At 62.7% G+C, this 16,077-nt stretch carries 16 protein-coding genes; 8 read left to right on the forward strand and 8 right to left on the reverse strand.

The features are described from left to right. Window positions 1-172: 172 nt before the first annotated feature. From E3374_RS07840 to rpl18a, 5 genes are all read right to left on the reverse strand, one after another. Window positions 173-1,648 (reverse strand): Coenzyme F420 hydrogenase/dehydrogenase, beta subunit C-terminal domain, encoded by a 1,476-nt coding sequence (locus E3374_RS07840; RefSeq protein WP_136688522.1) that lies wholly within the window; start codon window positions 1,646-1,648, stop codon window positions 173-175. Next, a complete protein-coding gene (locus E3374_RS07845) occupies window positions 1,641-3,413 on the reverse strand; it encodes a nitrite/sulfite reductase (RefSeq protein WP_136688523.1) in 1,773 nt (590 codons plus the stop codon). The genes E3374_RS07840 and E3374_RS07845 overlap by 8 nt, the downstream gene beginning before the upstream one ends. A gap of 130 nt (window positions 3,414-3,543) precedes the next feature. Next, the gene (gene ftsY, locus E3374_RS07850) at window positions 3,544-4,668 is read right to left on the reverse strand and encodes a signal recognition particle-docking protein FtsY (protein WP_136688524.1); all 1,125 of its coding nucleotides are present in this window, start codon (window positions 4,666-4,668) and stop codon (window positions 3,544-3,546) included. Window positions 4,669-4,671: 3 nt separating this feature from the next. After that, window positions 4,672-5,145 (reverse strand): prefoldin subunit alpha, encoded by a 474-nt coding sequence (pfdA, locus tag E3374_RS07855; RefSeq protein WP_136688525.1) that lies wholly within the window; start codon window positions 5,143-5,145, stop codon window positions 4,672-4,674. Then, complete coding sequence (gene rpl18a, locus E3374_RS07860; protein ID WP_136688526.1) at window positions 5,142-5,315, reverse strand: 50S ribosomal protein L18Ae; 174 nt, start codon at window positions 5,313-5,315, stop codon at window positions 5,142-5,144. The genes pfdA and rpl18a overlap by 4 nt, the downstream gene beginning before the upstream one ends. Before the next feature lie 252 nt (window positions 5,316-5,567). Here rpl18a and E3374_RS07865 point away from each other — a divergent pair, with 252 nt between their 5' ends. The 8 genes from E3374_RS07865 (at window position 5,568) to E3374_RS17850 (ending at window position 11,935) form a co-directional block, all read left to right on the forward strand. Beyond that, window positions 5,568-6,647, forward strand: a complete 1,080-nt coding sequence (locus E3374_RS07865) for a hypothetical protein (protein ID WP_136688527.1) — start codon at window positions 5,568-5,570, stop codon at window positions 6,645-6,647. Between the two features lie 359 nt (window positions 6,648-7,006). Next, a complete protein-coding gene (locus tag E3374_RS07870) occupies window positions 7,007-7,291 on the forward strand; it encodes a HypC/HybG/HupF family hydrogenase formation chaperone (RefSeq protein ID WP_136688528.1) in 285 nt (94 codons plus the stop codon). Further along, the gene (gene hypD, locus E3374_RS07875; RefSeq protein ID WP_136688529.1) at window positions 7,292-8,413 is read left to right on the forward strand and encodes a hydrogenase formation protein HypD; all 1,122 of its coding nucleotides are present in this window, start codon (window positions 7,292-7,294) and stop codon (window positions 8,411-8,413) included. Window positions 8,414-8,422: 9 nt separating this feature from the next. After that, on the forward strand, window positions 8,423-9,496 hold the full coding sequence (hypE, locus tag E3374_RS07880) for a hydrogenase expression/formation protein HypE (protein ID WP_136688530.1): 1,074 nt from the start codon (window positions 8,423-8,425) through the stop codon (window positions 9,494-9,496). Between the two features lies 1 nt (window position 9,497). After that, on the forward strand, window positions 9,498-9,920 hold the full coding sequence (locus E3374_RS07885) for a hydrogenase maturation nickel metallochaperone HypA/HybF (RefSeq protein ID WP_136688531.1): 423 nt from the start codon (window positions 9,498-9,500) through the stop codon (window positions 9,918-9,920). A 6-nt stretch (window positions 9,921-9,926) separates the two neighbouring features. Beyond that, complete coding sequence (gene hypB, locus E3374_RS07890) at window positions 9,927-10,859, forward strand: hydrogenase nickel incorporation protein HypB (RefSeq protein ID WP_248299416.1); 933 nt, start codon at window positions 9,927-9,929, stop codon at window positions 10,857-10,859. Between the two features lie 126 nt (window positions 10,860-10,985). After that, on the forward strand, window positions 10,986-11,696 hold the full coding sequence (locus E3374_RS07895; RefSeq protein ID WP_136688532.1) for a hypothetical protein: 711 nt from the start codon (window positions 10,986-10,988) through the stop codon (window positions 11,694-11,696). A gap of 113 nt (window positions 11,697-11,809) precedes the next feature. Beyond that, entirely contained in the window at window positions 11,810-11,935 is a 126-nt protein-coding gene (locus E3374_RS17850; RefSeq protein WP_282568449.1) for a hypothetical protein, read from the forward strand. Between the two features lie 71 nt (window positions 11,936-12,006). On the opposite strand, the gene E3374_RS07900 is transcribed toward E3374_RS17850, so the two are convergent. From E3374_RS07900 to nrdR, 3 genes are read right to left on the reverse strand one after another with little or no spacing between them, the layout of a single operon-like run. Next, window positions 12,007-12,999 (reverse strand): ribonucleotide-diphosphate reductase subunit beta, encoded by a 993-nt coding sequence (locus E3374_RS07900; RefSeq protein ID WP_136688533.1) that lies wholly within the window; start codon window positions 12,997-12,999, stop codon window positions 12,007-12,009. A 38-nt stretch (window positions 13,000-13,037) separates the two neighbouring features. After that, complete coding sequence (locus E3374_RS07905) at window positions 13,038-15,527, reverse strand: ribonucleoside-diphosphate reductase subunit alpha (RefSeq protein WP_136688534.1); 2,490 nt, start codon at window positions 15,525-15,527, stop codon at window positions 13,038-13,040. Then, the gene (gene nrdR, locus E3374_RS07910) at window positions 15,524-16,006 is read right to left on the reverse strand and encodes a transcriptional regulator NrdR (RefSeq protein ID WP_136688535.1); all 483 of its coding nucleotides are present in this window, start codon (window positions 16,004-16,006) and stop codon (window positions 15,524-15,526) included. The genes E3374_RS07905 and nrdR overlap by 4 nt, the downstream gene beginning before the upstream one ends. Window positions 16,007-16,077 lie beyond the last annotated feature (71 nt).

Below are 16,077 nucleotides of genomic sequence, written 5' to 3' on the forward strand. Positions count from 1 at the left end.
GGACGCTCAGACGACAAGGAGTTTGATGTACTCCGCCGTCTCGGTGACGAGGAGTCGGGCGATCGCGCCCGCCGTGATCGACTCGTTCGGGAGCGGTGGCACTACCACGTTGTTTTTGATTGAGACAAATAGGGGTTCGGGATACCGTCGGTCGACGTTCGGGTCCGCCGCCTCAATGTCCCTCGTCGTGAGGATTCAGCGTCGTTCCGTACTGGTCGACGTGCTCGGTGTACTCGATGAATCGCGGCGCGTCGGGGTCGAAGGGTCGTTCCAGCGCTTCGAAGGCCTTCTTCTTGTCCCAGGACTGCAGGCCACCGATGGCCGAGCGGTCCTCCAGGTCGTGATAGTCCAGGTCGTCCTTCGTCAGGTTCCAGGCGTCCAGTCCCGCCTCGGTACGGACGATCACGCTCGAATACTCGTCGCTCGATCCGACGGAGCCAACCGTCAGATCAGCACAGTAGCCGGTGAAGTCCGCGCACTCGTCACAGCCCTTCAGGGCGGCGTCATGGAAGTTCTCGACGTCCTCGTCGACGATCAACTCGCCGTCGTGATCGTAGACCATCAGCTTCCCGTCGAGGACGTCCATCTTGCCGACCTCCGCAAGCTCGATGTCCCGCTGCTCGACGAGTTGCTCGCCCATCAGGCGCTCGTAGTTGAAGTTCTTCGTACACATCAAGGCGATGGCGTAGTCGATCGCCCGGACGCCCTCCTCGTGGCTGCCGTACTCCCACTGGAAGTCCTGCAGCGCACGGATCCCCTCGATCTCGCAGGGCGTGCCCACGAGGGCAAGTGAGGCGTCCTCGATCGGCCCGTCGATCTTGTAATCCCACTGCTGCAGGTCGAGGTTGCCCAGCGCCATCGTCTGGGTGTAGATCGAGCCCGCGTTTGCGATACACTCCTCGGGGGTGGTGGCGAGAAAGGCCTCGGCCTTCCAGGGATCGTCCTCGCTCTCGGTAGCGATGAGCGCGCCGTCGATCTCGCCCGCTTCTAACAGATGGACCAGGACACTCGTGACGAGGCCGCCGTCCTGAGCGTTCTCCTGCCAGTCGTCCTCGACCTTGGCGCTGAACTCGGTGATCGGATCACCGGCCCCCGAGACGTTGTCGTCGCCGCCAGTAACCACCCACTGCCGTTCGTATCGCAGGCCGCCGCGGGGACAGAAGTCCCAGCACAGCGAGCAGCCGGTACACATCTTGACGAGTTCCGGCAGGCCATTTTCGTCGACGCCGATGGAGTCGCTGGGACACGAGGCGACGCAGGTCCCACACTGGATGCACCGGCCGTCATCGATGACGGCGTCGTCCAGTTCCATGAACCACGTCTTCTCCGCTGGCGTCTCGATGTCACTCATCCGCGAGCGGATCTCGTAGGACGGCGTGTCGAGTTCGAGGTGCTCCTCGCCCGGTCGCTGGACGCGCTGATCGGGTGGCGTCTCGTAGACATCCTGGCTCTCCTCGCGGGCGGGTTCGGTGAACTCCATGTCCCGGAGTTGTCCGTTCTCGTCGACGTTCGCGGGGCGCGATCCGCCATCCGGTGCGACCTCGGACTGGCAGCCACAGGACGACCCACAGCCACAGGCGTCGCCCTGGTCATTTTCGGACTCGTCCCGGTTTTCCCCGGGCACGCCCGGGAGAGGATCGTCAGTCATCACTCGACCCCCGTCCGCCCGTCTCCTGGGTGACTCCGGCCGCGACCGGGGCGTCGGCCCGCTGCATGATCGATCGCAGGCGGTCGTTCTCGACGCGGCGACACCACGCATAGAAGCGTTCGCCCTCCTCGCGCTCCTCGGCGTAGGCCGCGAACAGCTCCTCCAGGGCGGGAATCACGGCCCGCGCCGGCACCGCCGTTTCGACCCAGTCGAGGAACTCGTTGTCGGTCCCGAGCGCGCCGCCCAGGCCGAAGTCCATCCCCTCGACGATCGCGTCACCCTCGACGTTCGTCGAGTCTTCGGGTTCATCTAGCTTCACCGTCTCGCCACGGAACCCGATGTCTGCGATCTGGGGCTGGGCACAGGAGGCCGAACAGCCAGACATGTGCATCCGCACCACGTCTAAATCGTCAGGCGTGTCGATCCGCCGGTCGAGTGCCTTCGCCCACCGATAGACCCGATTTTTGGTCTCGATGATCCCGTAGTTGCAGAACTCCGAGCCCGTACAGCCGACCGCACCCCGCGAGAACGGGCCGGGATCGGGGCTGTACTTCCGCGCGAACGGCTCGGCCATGAGGTCGCCGACGTTCTCGGCCGGGATGTGGGTGATGAGAAAGTTCTGGTCGGTCGCCAGCCGGATCGAGGCCTCGTCAGTGCCGTACTTCCTGGCGGCGCGGGCGGCTTCGACGAACTCCTCGCCGCTCATCCGGCCGGCGATGACGTTGAAGCCGACGTACTTCAGCCCCTCTGTCTTCTGATCGTGGACGCCGACGTGATCGCCGGTGTAGCCCTCGGTGAGGTCGAGGCCGCTCTCGGGCAGGTCGACCGAACAGCGCCGCCGGACCGCGGCCTCGAACTCCTCAGTGCCGAGCTGTTCGACCAGGTACCGCATCCGGCAGACACCCCGATTCGACCGGTCGCCCAGTTCCTTGAACGTCTGGGCGATGGCGAGACAGAACTCCACAGCGTCCTCCGGCGGGATGAAGACGTCCATCTGAGTGGCCATTCGGGGTCCGTCCGAGAGGCCGCCCCCGACCTTGCAGTGAAAGCCGTAGATGTCCTCGCCACCGTCGGACGAGTCCGACGAGTCCCCAGCCTCGTCAGAGACGTCAACGGTCTTCCGCGCCGGCGTCAGTCCGACGTCGTTGATCTGGGACTGCCCACAATCGTGGGCACAGCCCGTGATGGTCATCTTGAACTTCCGGGGCAGGTTGGCGTACTCCCGGTTCTCGGTGAAAAACTCGTTGACGGCATCGATCACCGGTTGGGCGTCGAAACACTCGTGGTCGTCCAGTCCGGCGGCGGGACACCCCAAGACGTTTCGGGCGGAGTCGCCACATCCCTGGATCGTCGTCAGGCCGACCTCGTCGTAGGTCTCCCAGATGCCGGGGACGTCCTCGACCTCGATCCAGTGCATCTGGATGTCCTGGCGCGTCGTGATATCGAGATACGCATCGCCCCAGATTTCGTTCTGTGCTTCGCCCCCGTGTTCGTCGGGTGCGGTGGCGTACGCCGTCGCCACCTCGCCGATCACCTCGGCCTGCTCGGGCGTGAGGTACCCGCCGGGCACCTTCGTGCGCTTCATGAAGAAGTCGTCGTGCTCGCCGTGGGCGTACAGGCCGGCCCACTTCAGGCGCTCCCACTCGCCGTCGCCCGCCCGGTCCTCTATCTCGTCGAAGGAGAGTTCGCTCTCGGCGTACTCGCGGACGTCTTCGATCACGTCGAGGGGGTGTTTCTCCTGTTTCCAGTGCTCTACTGTATTCATATGAATGACACGCGCTTCCAGTCCCGGACGGATAATCGTGATTGACACGGCAGTACGTGACAATGCTCGTGGGTAGGGGCGAGGCGTGCCGACAGCTACGACGTGGGCACGAAACTATCCGAGTGGGGACTCACTCGCCGAGAGTCAGTTGATCGACGACTTCCTCGGGGTCGAAGCGTTCGAGGTGGTCGTAGCCCTGCCCGGTGCCCAGAAAGAGGATCGGCTTGCCCGTGACGTGGGCGATCGAGATCGCCGCACCACCCTGCGGGTCGGTGTCGGCTTTGGTAAGGATCGTCCCGTCGATCTCTGCAGCGTCGTCGAACTCCGTCGCGCGGGTGACGGCGTCCTGGCCGGCGACGGCCTCGTCGACGAACAGCGTCATGTCCGGGTCGACGACGCGGTCGATCTTCGAAAGTTGATCCATCAGTCCCTCGCTGGTGTGCAATCGCCCGGCCGTATCGCCCAGGACGACATCGACGTCGTTGGCCTCGGCGTACTCGACGGCGTCGTAGAGGACGGCCGCGGGATCGCCGCCCTGTTCGTGGGAGATGTAGGGGACTGAAAGCGCCTCGGCGTGTTCGCCGAGTTGCTCGTTGGCGCCGGCACGGTAGGTGTCGCCGTTAGCGAGTACCGACGAGTAGCCGCGCTCCTCGAAGTAGCGGGCGAGTTTCGCGATGGTGGTCGTCTTGCCGACGCCGTTGACGCCCGTGAAGACGATCACGACCGGTTTATCGGCCTCGGCGACTCGCGCCTCGAAGTCGAACTGTCCGACGCTAATAACCTCGTACAGTGCCTCCCGAAGCGCGTCCTGTGCCAGGTTCCCCGTGCTCTCGAGGCGACGACGGGTCTCGCCGACCAGGTTCGCCTCGACGTTCTCGAGGATCTCCCCGGCGACACTCATCTCGACGTCGCTACTCAACAGTGCGAGTTCGAGTTCGTCGAGGTGCTCGGTGAGGTCGTCCTCGTCGATGACTGTCTTCCCGGTGGCCAACAGCTTCGCCCGCTCGGCGATGCCACGGTCGTCCTCCCCGGACTGCTCGTCGGCTCGCTCTGTGGACGCCTCGTCCTCCTCGGAGTCCGTTTTCGGTTGTTCGCCAGCGGACGGCCCGTCATCGGTCTCTGGTTCGACAGGCGCATCGCCGGCCAGTTCCGAGTTATCGCTCTCTTCGTCCAGGTCCGTCTCGGGTTCGGCCTCGACGTCCTCTTCGACGTCGCTGCTGAACTTCCCGAGTTTCTCGCGCAGTCCGTCGAACATCGCCTATTCGTCGTCGCCGCCTTCCTGCTGTTGCATCTGCTGCATCTGCTGTTGCATCTGCTGCTGTTGCATCTGCTGGGCGCGCTGTTCTAAGTCTTCGCTCTCGGATTCGAGCTCCGCGATCTCCTCGTTGATCTCCTCGATGCGCTCGTCGATGGTCTCCTTCTTGGATTCGAGGGTGTCGACGGCGTCGTCCTGTTCGAGTTCGGCCGCGTAGTCGGCGCCGAACCCGACGATGATCTCGTCGATGTCTTGCACCTCGGCGCGGACGTACGCGTCACCGCCGAGTGGGACTTGGACGATCTCGCCGCTCTCGATGGCCCCGATCGCCTCGATGGCCTCGTCGATCTCGGTCTGTTCGTCACGGAGAGACTGAATCTCAGTTTCGAGAGCTGTCTTCTCCTCTTCGATGGCCTCGATCGCCTGGGCCAGTTCCTGAAGTTGCTGCTGGCCGCCGCCGCCACCACCGAGGCTCATGCGTCGACCCCCTCTACTTCGATCTGCGTACGCTTCAACCCGTGTCGGGAACCGAATTCCGAGAGGATGTGCTCCTCGGCAACGTTCTCGTTTTCGGCCTCGATCTGTTTCTCGAAGGACTGCCAGCCGTCGCGGGCCTGGAAACGCCCGGAGACTGTAAACTCACTCATATCCGGAAATGCGGTGGTCGACGGGGAAGTATCTTCCCATCCACCTTTTTCTTCGGGGCCTCGTGCGCGCCGACAACATGCACTTAACCTCTCGAAATTTGGATGAAAAGTACTTCGAGAGTGTGTGCTACGATTCGAGAGTGACAGTCTGATCGCAGAAGTGGCTCTAAAGGAGAACTCGAATCGAACTCACCGACGTCAAAGATTCGTCACGTGTCTTTTTGATAGTCGGCCAAGAACTGTCAGACGTTGATGCGAACGAAACAGGTTGCGGCCCTCCTCGCGGTTGCCGGTGCGGGCATGGTCAGTTTCGCCGTGGTCCACTTTCTCATTCACGAGATCAGTAGCGTCCCCACGGTCCACATTGTGAGCAACCTCGTCGTCGCCGGTGGCGCCGGCATCGGGTTGCTGTACGTCGGGTACTGGCTGTCCGGCTACTCGTTCCGATCGTCTCGCAACGTGCGGATCCTCGCGTGGACTGCTGTCGGTGCGGTGACGCTGCTGGCCGTCTTCGTCCTCATCCAGCCCCTCGCCCAGGAGACAGTCACGGCGGAAGAACTGCTACACATCGTCCAGGTTTCGGTCAGCGTCGGGACGCTACTGGGGGCAGCGATCGGATCCTTCGAGGTGCGTTCGCTCGCCCGGGCCGAGGAGGTGACCCGCGTCGAATCCCGCCTGGCAGCACTGGAGGACGAACGCGAGCGCTGGGGAGAACTCAACACCGTGCTCAGACACTACGTCAACAACTCCGTAACGGTGATCAACTTCTGTCTCGATGATCTGCGGGCGAGCGTGCGCGACGGGGAGGAACGCGAACACGTCGAGACGATCGAAACTGTCGCCGAACACGTCGAGACGATCGAAACTGTCGCCGAACACGTCGATCGACTCGGTCCCACGGCCGGCTTCGAGAACGTTGCCCCGATCGCCGACCTGGATCGCGTGATCCAGAGGGGGTGTCAGCTGTTCGAGGGAGATGCCGACGTCACGATCTCGATACCCGACGAGAGCGTAGAAGTGGAGGTGGGTGAGTCCGTCGAGCAGGACATCACCCTCCTCCTCGAGGCGCTCTCTAGTCTGATCGATGGGGCCGGGGAGATAGACTGCACGTACGAGACGGTCGAGGACGTCATCGTCGTCCGGTTCGCGGCCACGCCGGCCACCCTCCCGTCGGCGGTCGAGGCGGCGTTGTTCGAGCCGGTCACGCGACAGAGCGGGCTGAAGCTCTATCTCGCGGAGCGATCGATCGCCGCCTACGCCGATGTTCGACTGGCGACCAACGAGGAAGAGACAGTCGCGTTCGAAGTCCGCTTCGAGCCGTCGTCACACTGACGGGGTGAGAAGTATTGGGACCGACCGGCACTCGGTGTCGTACGGCAGGACGGCGATCGTCACAGCAAGCAGTCAACGATCGTCGGGACTGACGACGGGACGTGGGAAGTGTTCCACAGCGAGTCCTTGGACCGAGTCGAGTCGTTTATCGACGATAATCGACGTTATCACCGCGCGGGAAGAGGGCTCACAGTGAAGTGGTGTGATGCCCTCTGTTCCAGTATGAGATCCGGGCGTCCCGGCGCCGATCCAGACGGAGATCGACCCGAACGGAAGAGGGGCGTCGGGCGGCGGCCGGATCGGCCGGTTCCGACGGAACCAAGCCGCGAGGACGAAACCAACGAGTCAAGTGATAATACATGTGTCTAGGCATACCGGGAGAGATCGTCGAGATCGACGGCAACGAAGCGCGCGCCGAGTTCTGGGACGTCGAGAAGACCGTCCGGATCGACGTGGTCGACGAGGATGTCGAAGTGGGTGATCACATCCTCAACCACGCAGGCTTCGCCATTCGGAAGATCCCCGAAGAGGAGGTCGAGGAGACGATGGAGATCTACGAATCGTTCCTCGAAGGCGACGAGGACGAGGCCTTAGAGGAGATCGGGGCCAGCGAGGGCCAGCAACTCGGCATCGAGGGCCGATAGATGGCGACGAACGCAGACGCCGGCGAGGGGGAACTGAAGTTCCGCGACCCCGAGAAGGCCGAACGGCTGACCGACGAACTCGACGCCCTGATGGACGAGATCGGCGAACCGGTCAACGTGATGCACGTCTGTGGTTCTCACGAGCAGGCCATCGCGAAGTTCGGCCTGCGTTCGATCCTCCCCGACGACCTGACGGTCCGGATGGGGCCCGGCTGTCCGGTTTGCGTGACCAACATGCCCGAGGTCGACGAGGCAGTCGCGCTGGCAGAGGACGGGCACGTCGTCGCCACGTACGGTGACATGTTCCGCGTGCCGGGGACGAAAAAGAGTCTCGCAGACGCCAAAGACGAGGGTGCCGACGTCCGGGTCGTCTACAGCGCCAGTGAGGCCGCCGAGATCGCCGAGGACGAACCCGACCGCGAGGTGATCTTCTTCGCGACGGGCTTCGAGACGACCGCCGCGCCGACCGCCGCGGTCCTCACGTCCGATCCGCCCGAGAACTTCTCGGTGCTTTCGGCCCACAAGTACGTCCCGCCCGCCATGGAAGTCGTCGCGGAGATGCCCGACACCGACGTCGACGGCTTCCTCGCGGCGGGCCACGCCGCGACGATCACTGGATACGGTCTCTTCGAGGACTTCGTTTCCGAATACGATACCCCGGCCGTCGTCGGCGGGTTCGAGCCGATCGACATCCTCTACGGGCTCGCACGCCTGCTGGAGTTCATCCGCGACGGCGAGGCGGGCTTAGAGAACGCCTATCCGCGCTGCGTCAGCGAAGAAGGCAACGTTCCCGCCAAAGAGACGATGTGGGAGGTCTTCGAGACCACCAGCGGCGAGTGGCGTGGGATCGCCGAGATACCGCAGGCGAACCTCGTCCTCTCGACGGAGTACGCCGAGTACGACGCCCGCGAACGCTTCGATATCGAACCGGAGGAGGGGGCGATCGACCCGCTGACCGAGCAGTGCATCACCGGGGACATCATGGCCGGGAAGGCCGATCCCACCGAGTGCGAACTGTTCGGCGAGGAGTGTACCCCCCAGGACCCCGTCGGGGCGAGCATGGTATCCAGCGAGGGGACCTGCAAGATCTGGCTCGAATACGGCGGCCAGCCGGATCTGTGAGGTGATCGAATGAGCGACACAGACGAAGTCGGCGAGGAGGTCACGGCCGAGGACGGTTATACCGACGACGCGGTCATCACCCACGCCCACGGTGCGGGTGGCGGGCAGATGACCGAACTGATCGAGAGCCTGGCGGTCTCCCGTTTCGCCGAGAGCGAGGCGGACGTCGGGTTGGCAGCCTTAGACGACGGGAGCGTCCAGCCCATCGACGACGACCACTCGGTAGTCGTCACGACCGACAGCCACGTCGTCACGCCGCTTTTCTTCCGCGGGGGTGACATCGGCCGGCTCGCAGTCTCGGGGACAGTCAACGATCTGGCGATGATGGGTGCGACTGAACCGCTGGCGCTGACGAGTTCGCTGATCATCGAGGCCGGAACCCCACAGTCGACCGTCGAACGCGTTACCGAGTCGATGCGGGAGGCATGTGAGGAGGCCGGAACGACGGTCACGACCGGCGATACGAAGGTCATGGGAAGCGACGAGATCGACACGCTGGCAATCAACACGACCGGCGTCGGGATCGTCCCGAGAGGCGAGCACGTCCCCGACGCGGGCCTCTCTGTCGGCGACAAACTCATCGTCTCGGGGACGATCGGCGACCACGGCATCTCGCTACTCTCCGAGCGCGAAGGCTTCGACTTCGGGGGTGACCTCGAGAGCGACGTCCAGCCGGTCAACGATCTCGTTCGTGCGGCGATGGACGCAGGTGAGGTGACGGCGATGAAGGACCCGACCCGGGGCGGACTCGCCACCGTCCTCAACGAGATGGCGAGCAAAGCCGACGTGGGGATCGATGTCGAAGATGCATCCGTCCCGGTCTCCGGGGCCGTCTCTTCCGCCGGCGAGGTACTCGGCATCGAACCGTTCGACGTTGCCTGTGAGGGCGTCGTCGTAATGGGCGTCACGGGCGAGGACGCCGAGGATGTCCTCGACGCGCTCCGGGACAATTCCAAAGGAGAGGACGCGGCCATTGTCGGCGAGGTCGTCGAGGACCATACCGGCCAGGTCGTCCTCGATACCGGCTTCGGCCGGCGCTACCTCAGTCCACCCGAGGGCGAACAGCTGCCACGGATCTGTTGACATGCACGAGTTCTCCATCGCTACGCAGGTACTCGAAGCCGCCCGGGAGGCCGCGGCCGATCACGGGAAAGATACCTTCGAAGGAATTAGCGTCTCGGTCGGCGAGGCGAGCCACGTCAATCCCGACCAACTGGAGACGTGCCTCGACGCGGCGGCCGATTCGACGGTCGGCAAGGACGAACTCGACATCGAGATCGAGACCGAGCCCGCCTACGCCGAGTGTGACTGTGGCTGGAGCGGGGAACCCGAGACGATCGACCGGGCGTTGGCGTACGCGCCGAACCTGACCTGTCCCGAGTGTGACGAACGGCTGGAACTCCAGGCCGGCAACGAGTGTCGGCTGATGAGTGTCACTATCCCGGAGGCGGACGACGGGGACGATGGGAACGCCGCCGACTCGCCCGATGCCAACGCGATCGACTGACCCCGTATGCAAGTGAATACAATGTATCACATCCGACGACACCCACGCACGGACGTGACGCCGATCGACCGCCTGCTGGACCGCTTGCTGTCAAATTCCGACGTACCCGGACCGCTACAGACCCATCGGATGGGTCACGGCGACGGCGACCACGAGCACAGTGACGCGGAGGCGGACATCCTCGCACAGTTCGAAGAGCAGGCCGACGAGTTGCACGAGCGGGTCGTCCACGACCACGGCGTCTTCGTCGCCGAGTTCCTCGGGGCGACCGGCAGTGGCAAGACCCGACTGATCGAGCGTCTGATCGAGCGGGCGTCCGACGACGAGGAGATCGGCGTGATCGTCGGCGACGTGGCCGGCGAGGACGACGCCACCCGATTCCGAGAACTCGGGGTCTCCGTCGCCAACGTGAACACGGGCAAGGAGTGTCATCTCGATCCCTCGCTGGTCGAGGGCGCGCTGGAGGACCTCGATCTCGACGCGCTGGACACGCTGTACATCGAGAACGTCGGCAACATGGTCTGTCCGGCGGACTTCCCGCTCGGCGCGCAGGCCCGGGTGCTGGTCGTCTCCGCCACGGAGGGCGACGACGTGGTGCGCAAGCATCCGCTGCTCTTCCAGGCCTGCGATGGGGCGGTAATCAACAAGGTCGACATCGCCGAAGCGGTGAATGCTGATCTTGACCTGATGGAATCGGACGTGAGTGAGATAGCTCCCGAGATGCCGACCTTCCGGACCAGCGCCGAACACGGGGACGGCCTAGACGAGCTCGCTGCGTATCTCGACGAGCGTGGGCACGTCCATGCCAGCGATCACGAGGCCTACGTGTCCGAGACGGGCCACAGCCACACGCACGAGCATACCCACACCGACGGCCGGACGCACGAGCACGATCACGCACACGAAGACAGACGCGACCACGCTCACACGCACGACTGACCTTCGATGGCCTTGGACAAGCAGAACCGTACTTAGTCGCTGAACCCCTCTATCGAAGTTCCGAACTGATTTCTCACTCATTTCGATAAACCTATTTGTCAAGTGTAAGAATAGGATACGATACTGATGATTGATCTCCCTGATAGTGAGTACGAAGAACGCGTCGCGAGGGCGCGTCTGGCGCGAGAAGAGGCCCGGAAAACCGTCACGGAGCAGACCTCGACGCTCTCAGATATCGACGAGAAGGCGATTCAGATATTCCGGATCAATACAGTTATCGCCAGTATTCTCGTGACTGGTGTTTCGATAGCCGTCAGTAGCGATTCAGCGACGTACACCGATCTCATTACCGGGTATACGACCACTGGCGCGCTATTCTTGCTCACGTCTATCCTTCTCGCCGCGATAACGTATACAGCCACTGCCGAGCGGATCGGGATCAACGCCGAAACGATCGGGGAAAGCATTCTGAACCAGCAGTATGACTATGATTTAGTTGAGGAAGAAATCGCCCTGGAATACGGCAAGATGATCCAGAAGAACTACGAGAAGAACGCTTCGAACGTACTTCTTTTCACACTGACGCTGATTACAACCGTTGTGGCAGTGTGTTATCTTGCCATCGGCCTAGTTGACATCTATAGCGCTTCAGGGGTTTCACCGACAATCAATCTCGGGATCATCCTCTTTTTCGCCGTGTTCGGGAAACTCAGTGGACTGTACGGGACGACAGTCCGATGGTGGAAACTGACCGATCCCGACGAACGTCTCCAAGGGTGGATAGTCGACTGGATAGAGAAACTATCGATCGGAAGTGTGCCAAAGGTTCTTGAGTGATTCTCCCCAATGTATTCGTATGAGTGCCGCTGAGAACGAAGACGAAGACGAGCGCGAACGCCCCACCATCGAGTCACAGGTGGCCTTCAAGGGCGACTTCGACGAAGACGACGATGACGAATAACGAAACTGACGACGAATCCACCGAAGATGAGGGACGTGAGCGTCCCGATATCGAGACACAAGAAGCACTTGGAGCGGATGCTTCGACGGGAGAAGCCGATACCGAGTCGGGATAGTCAGAGTGGTCTTGACTCGGTTCGAGCGTGGGGGCGGAAATTAAGCTTACCGCAAGATAGCGTTCACGCCGTCACCACTCCAGCGACCCACCGCTCTGGTACTCGGTGACCTGTGTTTCGAAGAAGTTCTTCTCCTTGTTGAGGTCGACCTGCTCGGACATCCACGGGAACGGATTCTCGGTCCCGTACTGCTCGGGGAGGTCGAGTTGATCGAGGCGGCGGTCGGCGATGTATTCGACGTACTCGGCGAACTGCTCGGGACCCATGCCCAGGATCTCCTCGGGGCAGGCCTCGCGGGCGTAGATCTGCTCCAGTTCGACGGCCTCTTCGATCAGATCGATCACCTCGCTATCGAAGTCGTCGGTCCAGACGCCCGGGTGCTCGGTCCGGATCTGGTTGATCAGATCGACGCCGAAACCCACGTGCAAGGACTCGTCGCGCATGATGTACTCGAACTGCTGACCGATCCCGACCAACTTCGACTGGCGTTTCAGCCCGAGCATCATCGCGAAACCCGCATAGAAGAAGATTCCCTCCATGATGACATAGAAGCCCACAAGGTCACGCAGGAGGTCGCGCACGTCGTCGTCGCCGTCGATCGTGAAGTCGGGGTCGTCGATCGACCGCGTCAGGTCGACGACGAACTGATCTTTCTCCTCGATGGAGGGGACGCGATCGTACATCCCGTAGAGATACTCGGGCTCGAACCCGAGGGTGTCACAGCAGTAGATGAACGTGTCCGTGTGGATAGCCTCCTCGTAGGCCTGTCGCAGGAGGTACTGGCGACACTCCGGGGCAGTGACGTACTCGTAGAGGGCCAACACGAGGTTGTTGGCGGTGAGGGACTCCGCGGTCGAGAAGAAACCGAGGTTCCACTCGACGAGCTGGCGCTCGGCGTCGCTGAGTTCCTCGCCGTTCCACTGGGCGACGTCGTCCTGCATGGGAATCTCCTCGGGGACCCAGTTGTTGTTGACGCCCGCCTCGTAGTATTCACGGGCCCAGTCGTAGTCGATCGGCAAGATTTTGTTCGGGTCGTGCTCGGCGTCGGTGTCGATGAGTGGCATGGCTGTGGTTGTGGTTGAGAGGAATGGTTCGCTGGCGATCACTGACAGGCGTCACAGGTCGGGTCCTCAACGCTGGCGAGTTCCGAACTGCCGTTGCTGTCGGCGGCGTGGTCGTCGGCGCCACCGTCAGCAGGGTCGCCGTTCTCCCGGTGTTGTGTCTTGCCGTATTCGGAGAGATCGAGCGTGGACTTCTCGATCTGGGAGGCCCCCAGCGTTCGGAGGTAATAGGTCGTCTTCAGGCCGAGTTCCCAGGCTGTGGTGTAGATATCGTCCAGCAGCGTCCCGTCCGTCGAGGGGAAAAAGACGTTGTGCGAGACCGACTGGTCGATCCACGTCTGGCGGTGGGCCGTCAACCGCAGTTGATGCCGGGGGTCGATCTCGAAGGCACTGCGGTACAGTTCCCGCAGGTTCGCGGGAATCGTCTCGATGTCCTGGATCGAGCCGTCGTGGTACTTGATTCGGTCTAAGAGTTCGTCGTCCCAGAGATCACGCTCCCGGAGATCGGCGACCAGGTGGTCGTTGACGATCGTGAAGTCCCCGGACATGTTCGATTTGACGTAGAGGTTCGAGTACATCGGCTCGATGGAGGCCGTCGTTCCGTTGATCGTCGAGACCGTCGCGGTGGGCGCGATCGCCATCGTGTTGGAGTTGCGCATCCCGTGCTCGGCGATAGACTCACGGACGGCATCCCAATCGAGAGTCTCGGTCCGCTCGGTCGGAATCTCGCGGCCGCGTTCGTCCTCTAAGAGGTCGACGGTGTCCTGTGGCAGAATACCACGGTCCCACTTCGAACCCTCGAAGGAGGGATAGGCACCACGCTTGCCAGCCAGTTTCGAGGAGGTCCGGATCGCGTGATAAGCGACGAACTCCTGCCAGCGGTTGGCTTTCTCGACAGCCTCCTCGGAAGCCATCGGGACGCCGATCTCCATCAACGCCTCGTGAAAGCCCATCGTCCCGAGGCCAACGGGGCGATGGCGCATATTGGAGTCCTCGGCTTCCTCGGTCGGATAGAAACACAGATCGACGACGTTGTCGAGCATCCGCATCGCCGTCTCGACAGTTTCTTCGAGGTAGTCACGATCGAGCTTCGCGGGCGCAGACGCCCGCTCGGTCTCCGCGGAACTGCGTTCCGCGCTGTCGCTGTCCCGTACGTGTGTCGCGAAGTTGACGCTCCCCAGATTACAGACCGCATGTTCGTCCTGGCTGGTGTTGAGCGTGATCTCCGTACAGAGGTTCGACGAGCGGACCGTCCCCTCGTGATCCTGTGGGGAGCCGATGTTGCAGGGGTCCTTGAAAGTCACCCAGGGGTGGCCGGTCTCGAACAGCCGCGTCAGGAGCTGTCGCCACAGTTCCTCGGCCTCGACGGTCTCGAAGTTCTCGATCTCACCGTTCTCGGCGGCCCGTTCGTACTCGCGATACGTCTCGGCGAACTCCTCGCCGGTCGACTCGTGGAGGTCCCCCACCTCGTCAGGGCTGAACAGCGTCCAATCGCCACTGGACTGGACACGTTCCATGAACAGGTCGGGGATCCAGGCGGCGGTATTCATGTCCGGAGTGCGCCGACGTTCGTCGCCAGTGTTGCGTTTCAGGTCCAGAAAGGCCGGGAAGTCCAGGTGCCAGATGGCCAAGTAGGCACAGGCGGCTCCGCGACGCTTGCCCGAGCGGTTGATCGCCGCCGTCACGTCGTTCGAGATGCGCAGGAACGGCACTACCCCGGTCGACTCGACGCCCGTGGACTCGATCAGCGCGCCCTCCGCGCGTAGCGGTGTCCAATCGTTGCCGAGACCACCGGACCACTTCGAGAGTTGCGCGTGGTGCTTGTAGGCCTCGAAAATCCCCTCCAGGTCGTCAGGAACCGTCGTGAGGTAACACGAGGACAGTTGCGGGTGGGCCGTCCCGCTGTGGAACAGGGTGGGTGTCGAGGGGGTGAATTCGAGCTTCGAGAGGACGTCGTAGAACTCTTTGGCGCGGGCGTCGGGATCGTCCTCCTCGACGGCCAGGCCCATCGCGACGCGCATCCAGAACGCCTGGGGAAGTTCCAGATGCTCGCCGTCGTTCGTTCGAAGGAAATACCGCTGATACAGTGTCTCCATCGCCAGGTACTCGAAGTGATCGTCGCGTTCGGGCACGAGGTAGTCAGCGAGGGCGTCCAGATCGAAGTGATCGAGAAGTCTGTCATCCAGCAGGTCGGCCGCGACGCCACGTTCGATGTTTGCGACGAACGTCTCGCGGTAGGCGCGATCCAGATCGTCGCCGGTCAGGTCCTTGCCGATCACTTCGTGATAGTACCGCTGTCGAAAGACTCGGGCGGCGACGCGTTTGTACTCCGGTTTGCGTTCGATGCGGGCGGTCAGCGCTTGAAGAATCCCCTCGTACACTTCGGCCCGGTCGGCACCGGCGTAGAGATTCTCGTCGATCGCTCGCCGGAGGTCCCTCCGTTCGGCCTCGGTGACGGCCGGTTCGTCTTCGAGGGCGCGATCGAGTATCGATGCGATTCGGTCCGTGGAACTTGCTGTCTGATGGCTCATGTGTCTGATTCGTCGGGGGGGTCAGCCTCCGCGTCGAGGACGGCATCGAGTTCCCGGCGGAACTCCGCCGGGTCGGAGAAGGCCTCGTACACGGAGACGAACCGGAGATACGCGACTTTGTCGCGATCGCGCAGGTGCTCGGAGACGAGGTCGCCGATCTGTGTCGAGGCGACGATCCGTCCCTCGCGGTCGGCGAGGTCGTCGTGGATGGCCTCGACTATCGCAGTCACCGCTTCCCCGTCGACCGGTCGCTTCTCGACGGCCCGTTCGATGCCCGCCCTGAGTTTCTCGCGGTCGAACGGTTCGATGGCTCCGTCGCGTTTCCTCACCTGCAGGGACTCCCACTCGGGGCGTTCGTACGTGGTGAATCGGAACCCACACTCCCGACACTCTCGACGTCGACGGATCGAGGCTCCGTCGGCACTGGGCTCGGTGTCGAGGACGTGCGTGCGATCGTTCCCGCAGTCGGGACAGTCCATAGTTGTCACTGTCGAATCCCCGTTGAGACCCTATATCTTGGGGTTGTCTCGAACTAACTGCAAGATGTGCT

It is taken from the genome of Halorhabdus amylolytica (assembly GCF_004944975.1).
Lineage (GTDB): Archaea > Halobacteriota > Halobacteria > Halobacteriales > Haloarculaceae > Halorhabdus > Halorhabdus amylolytica.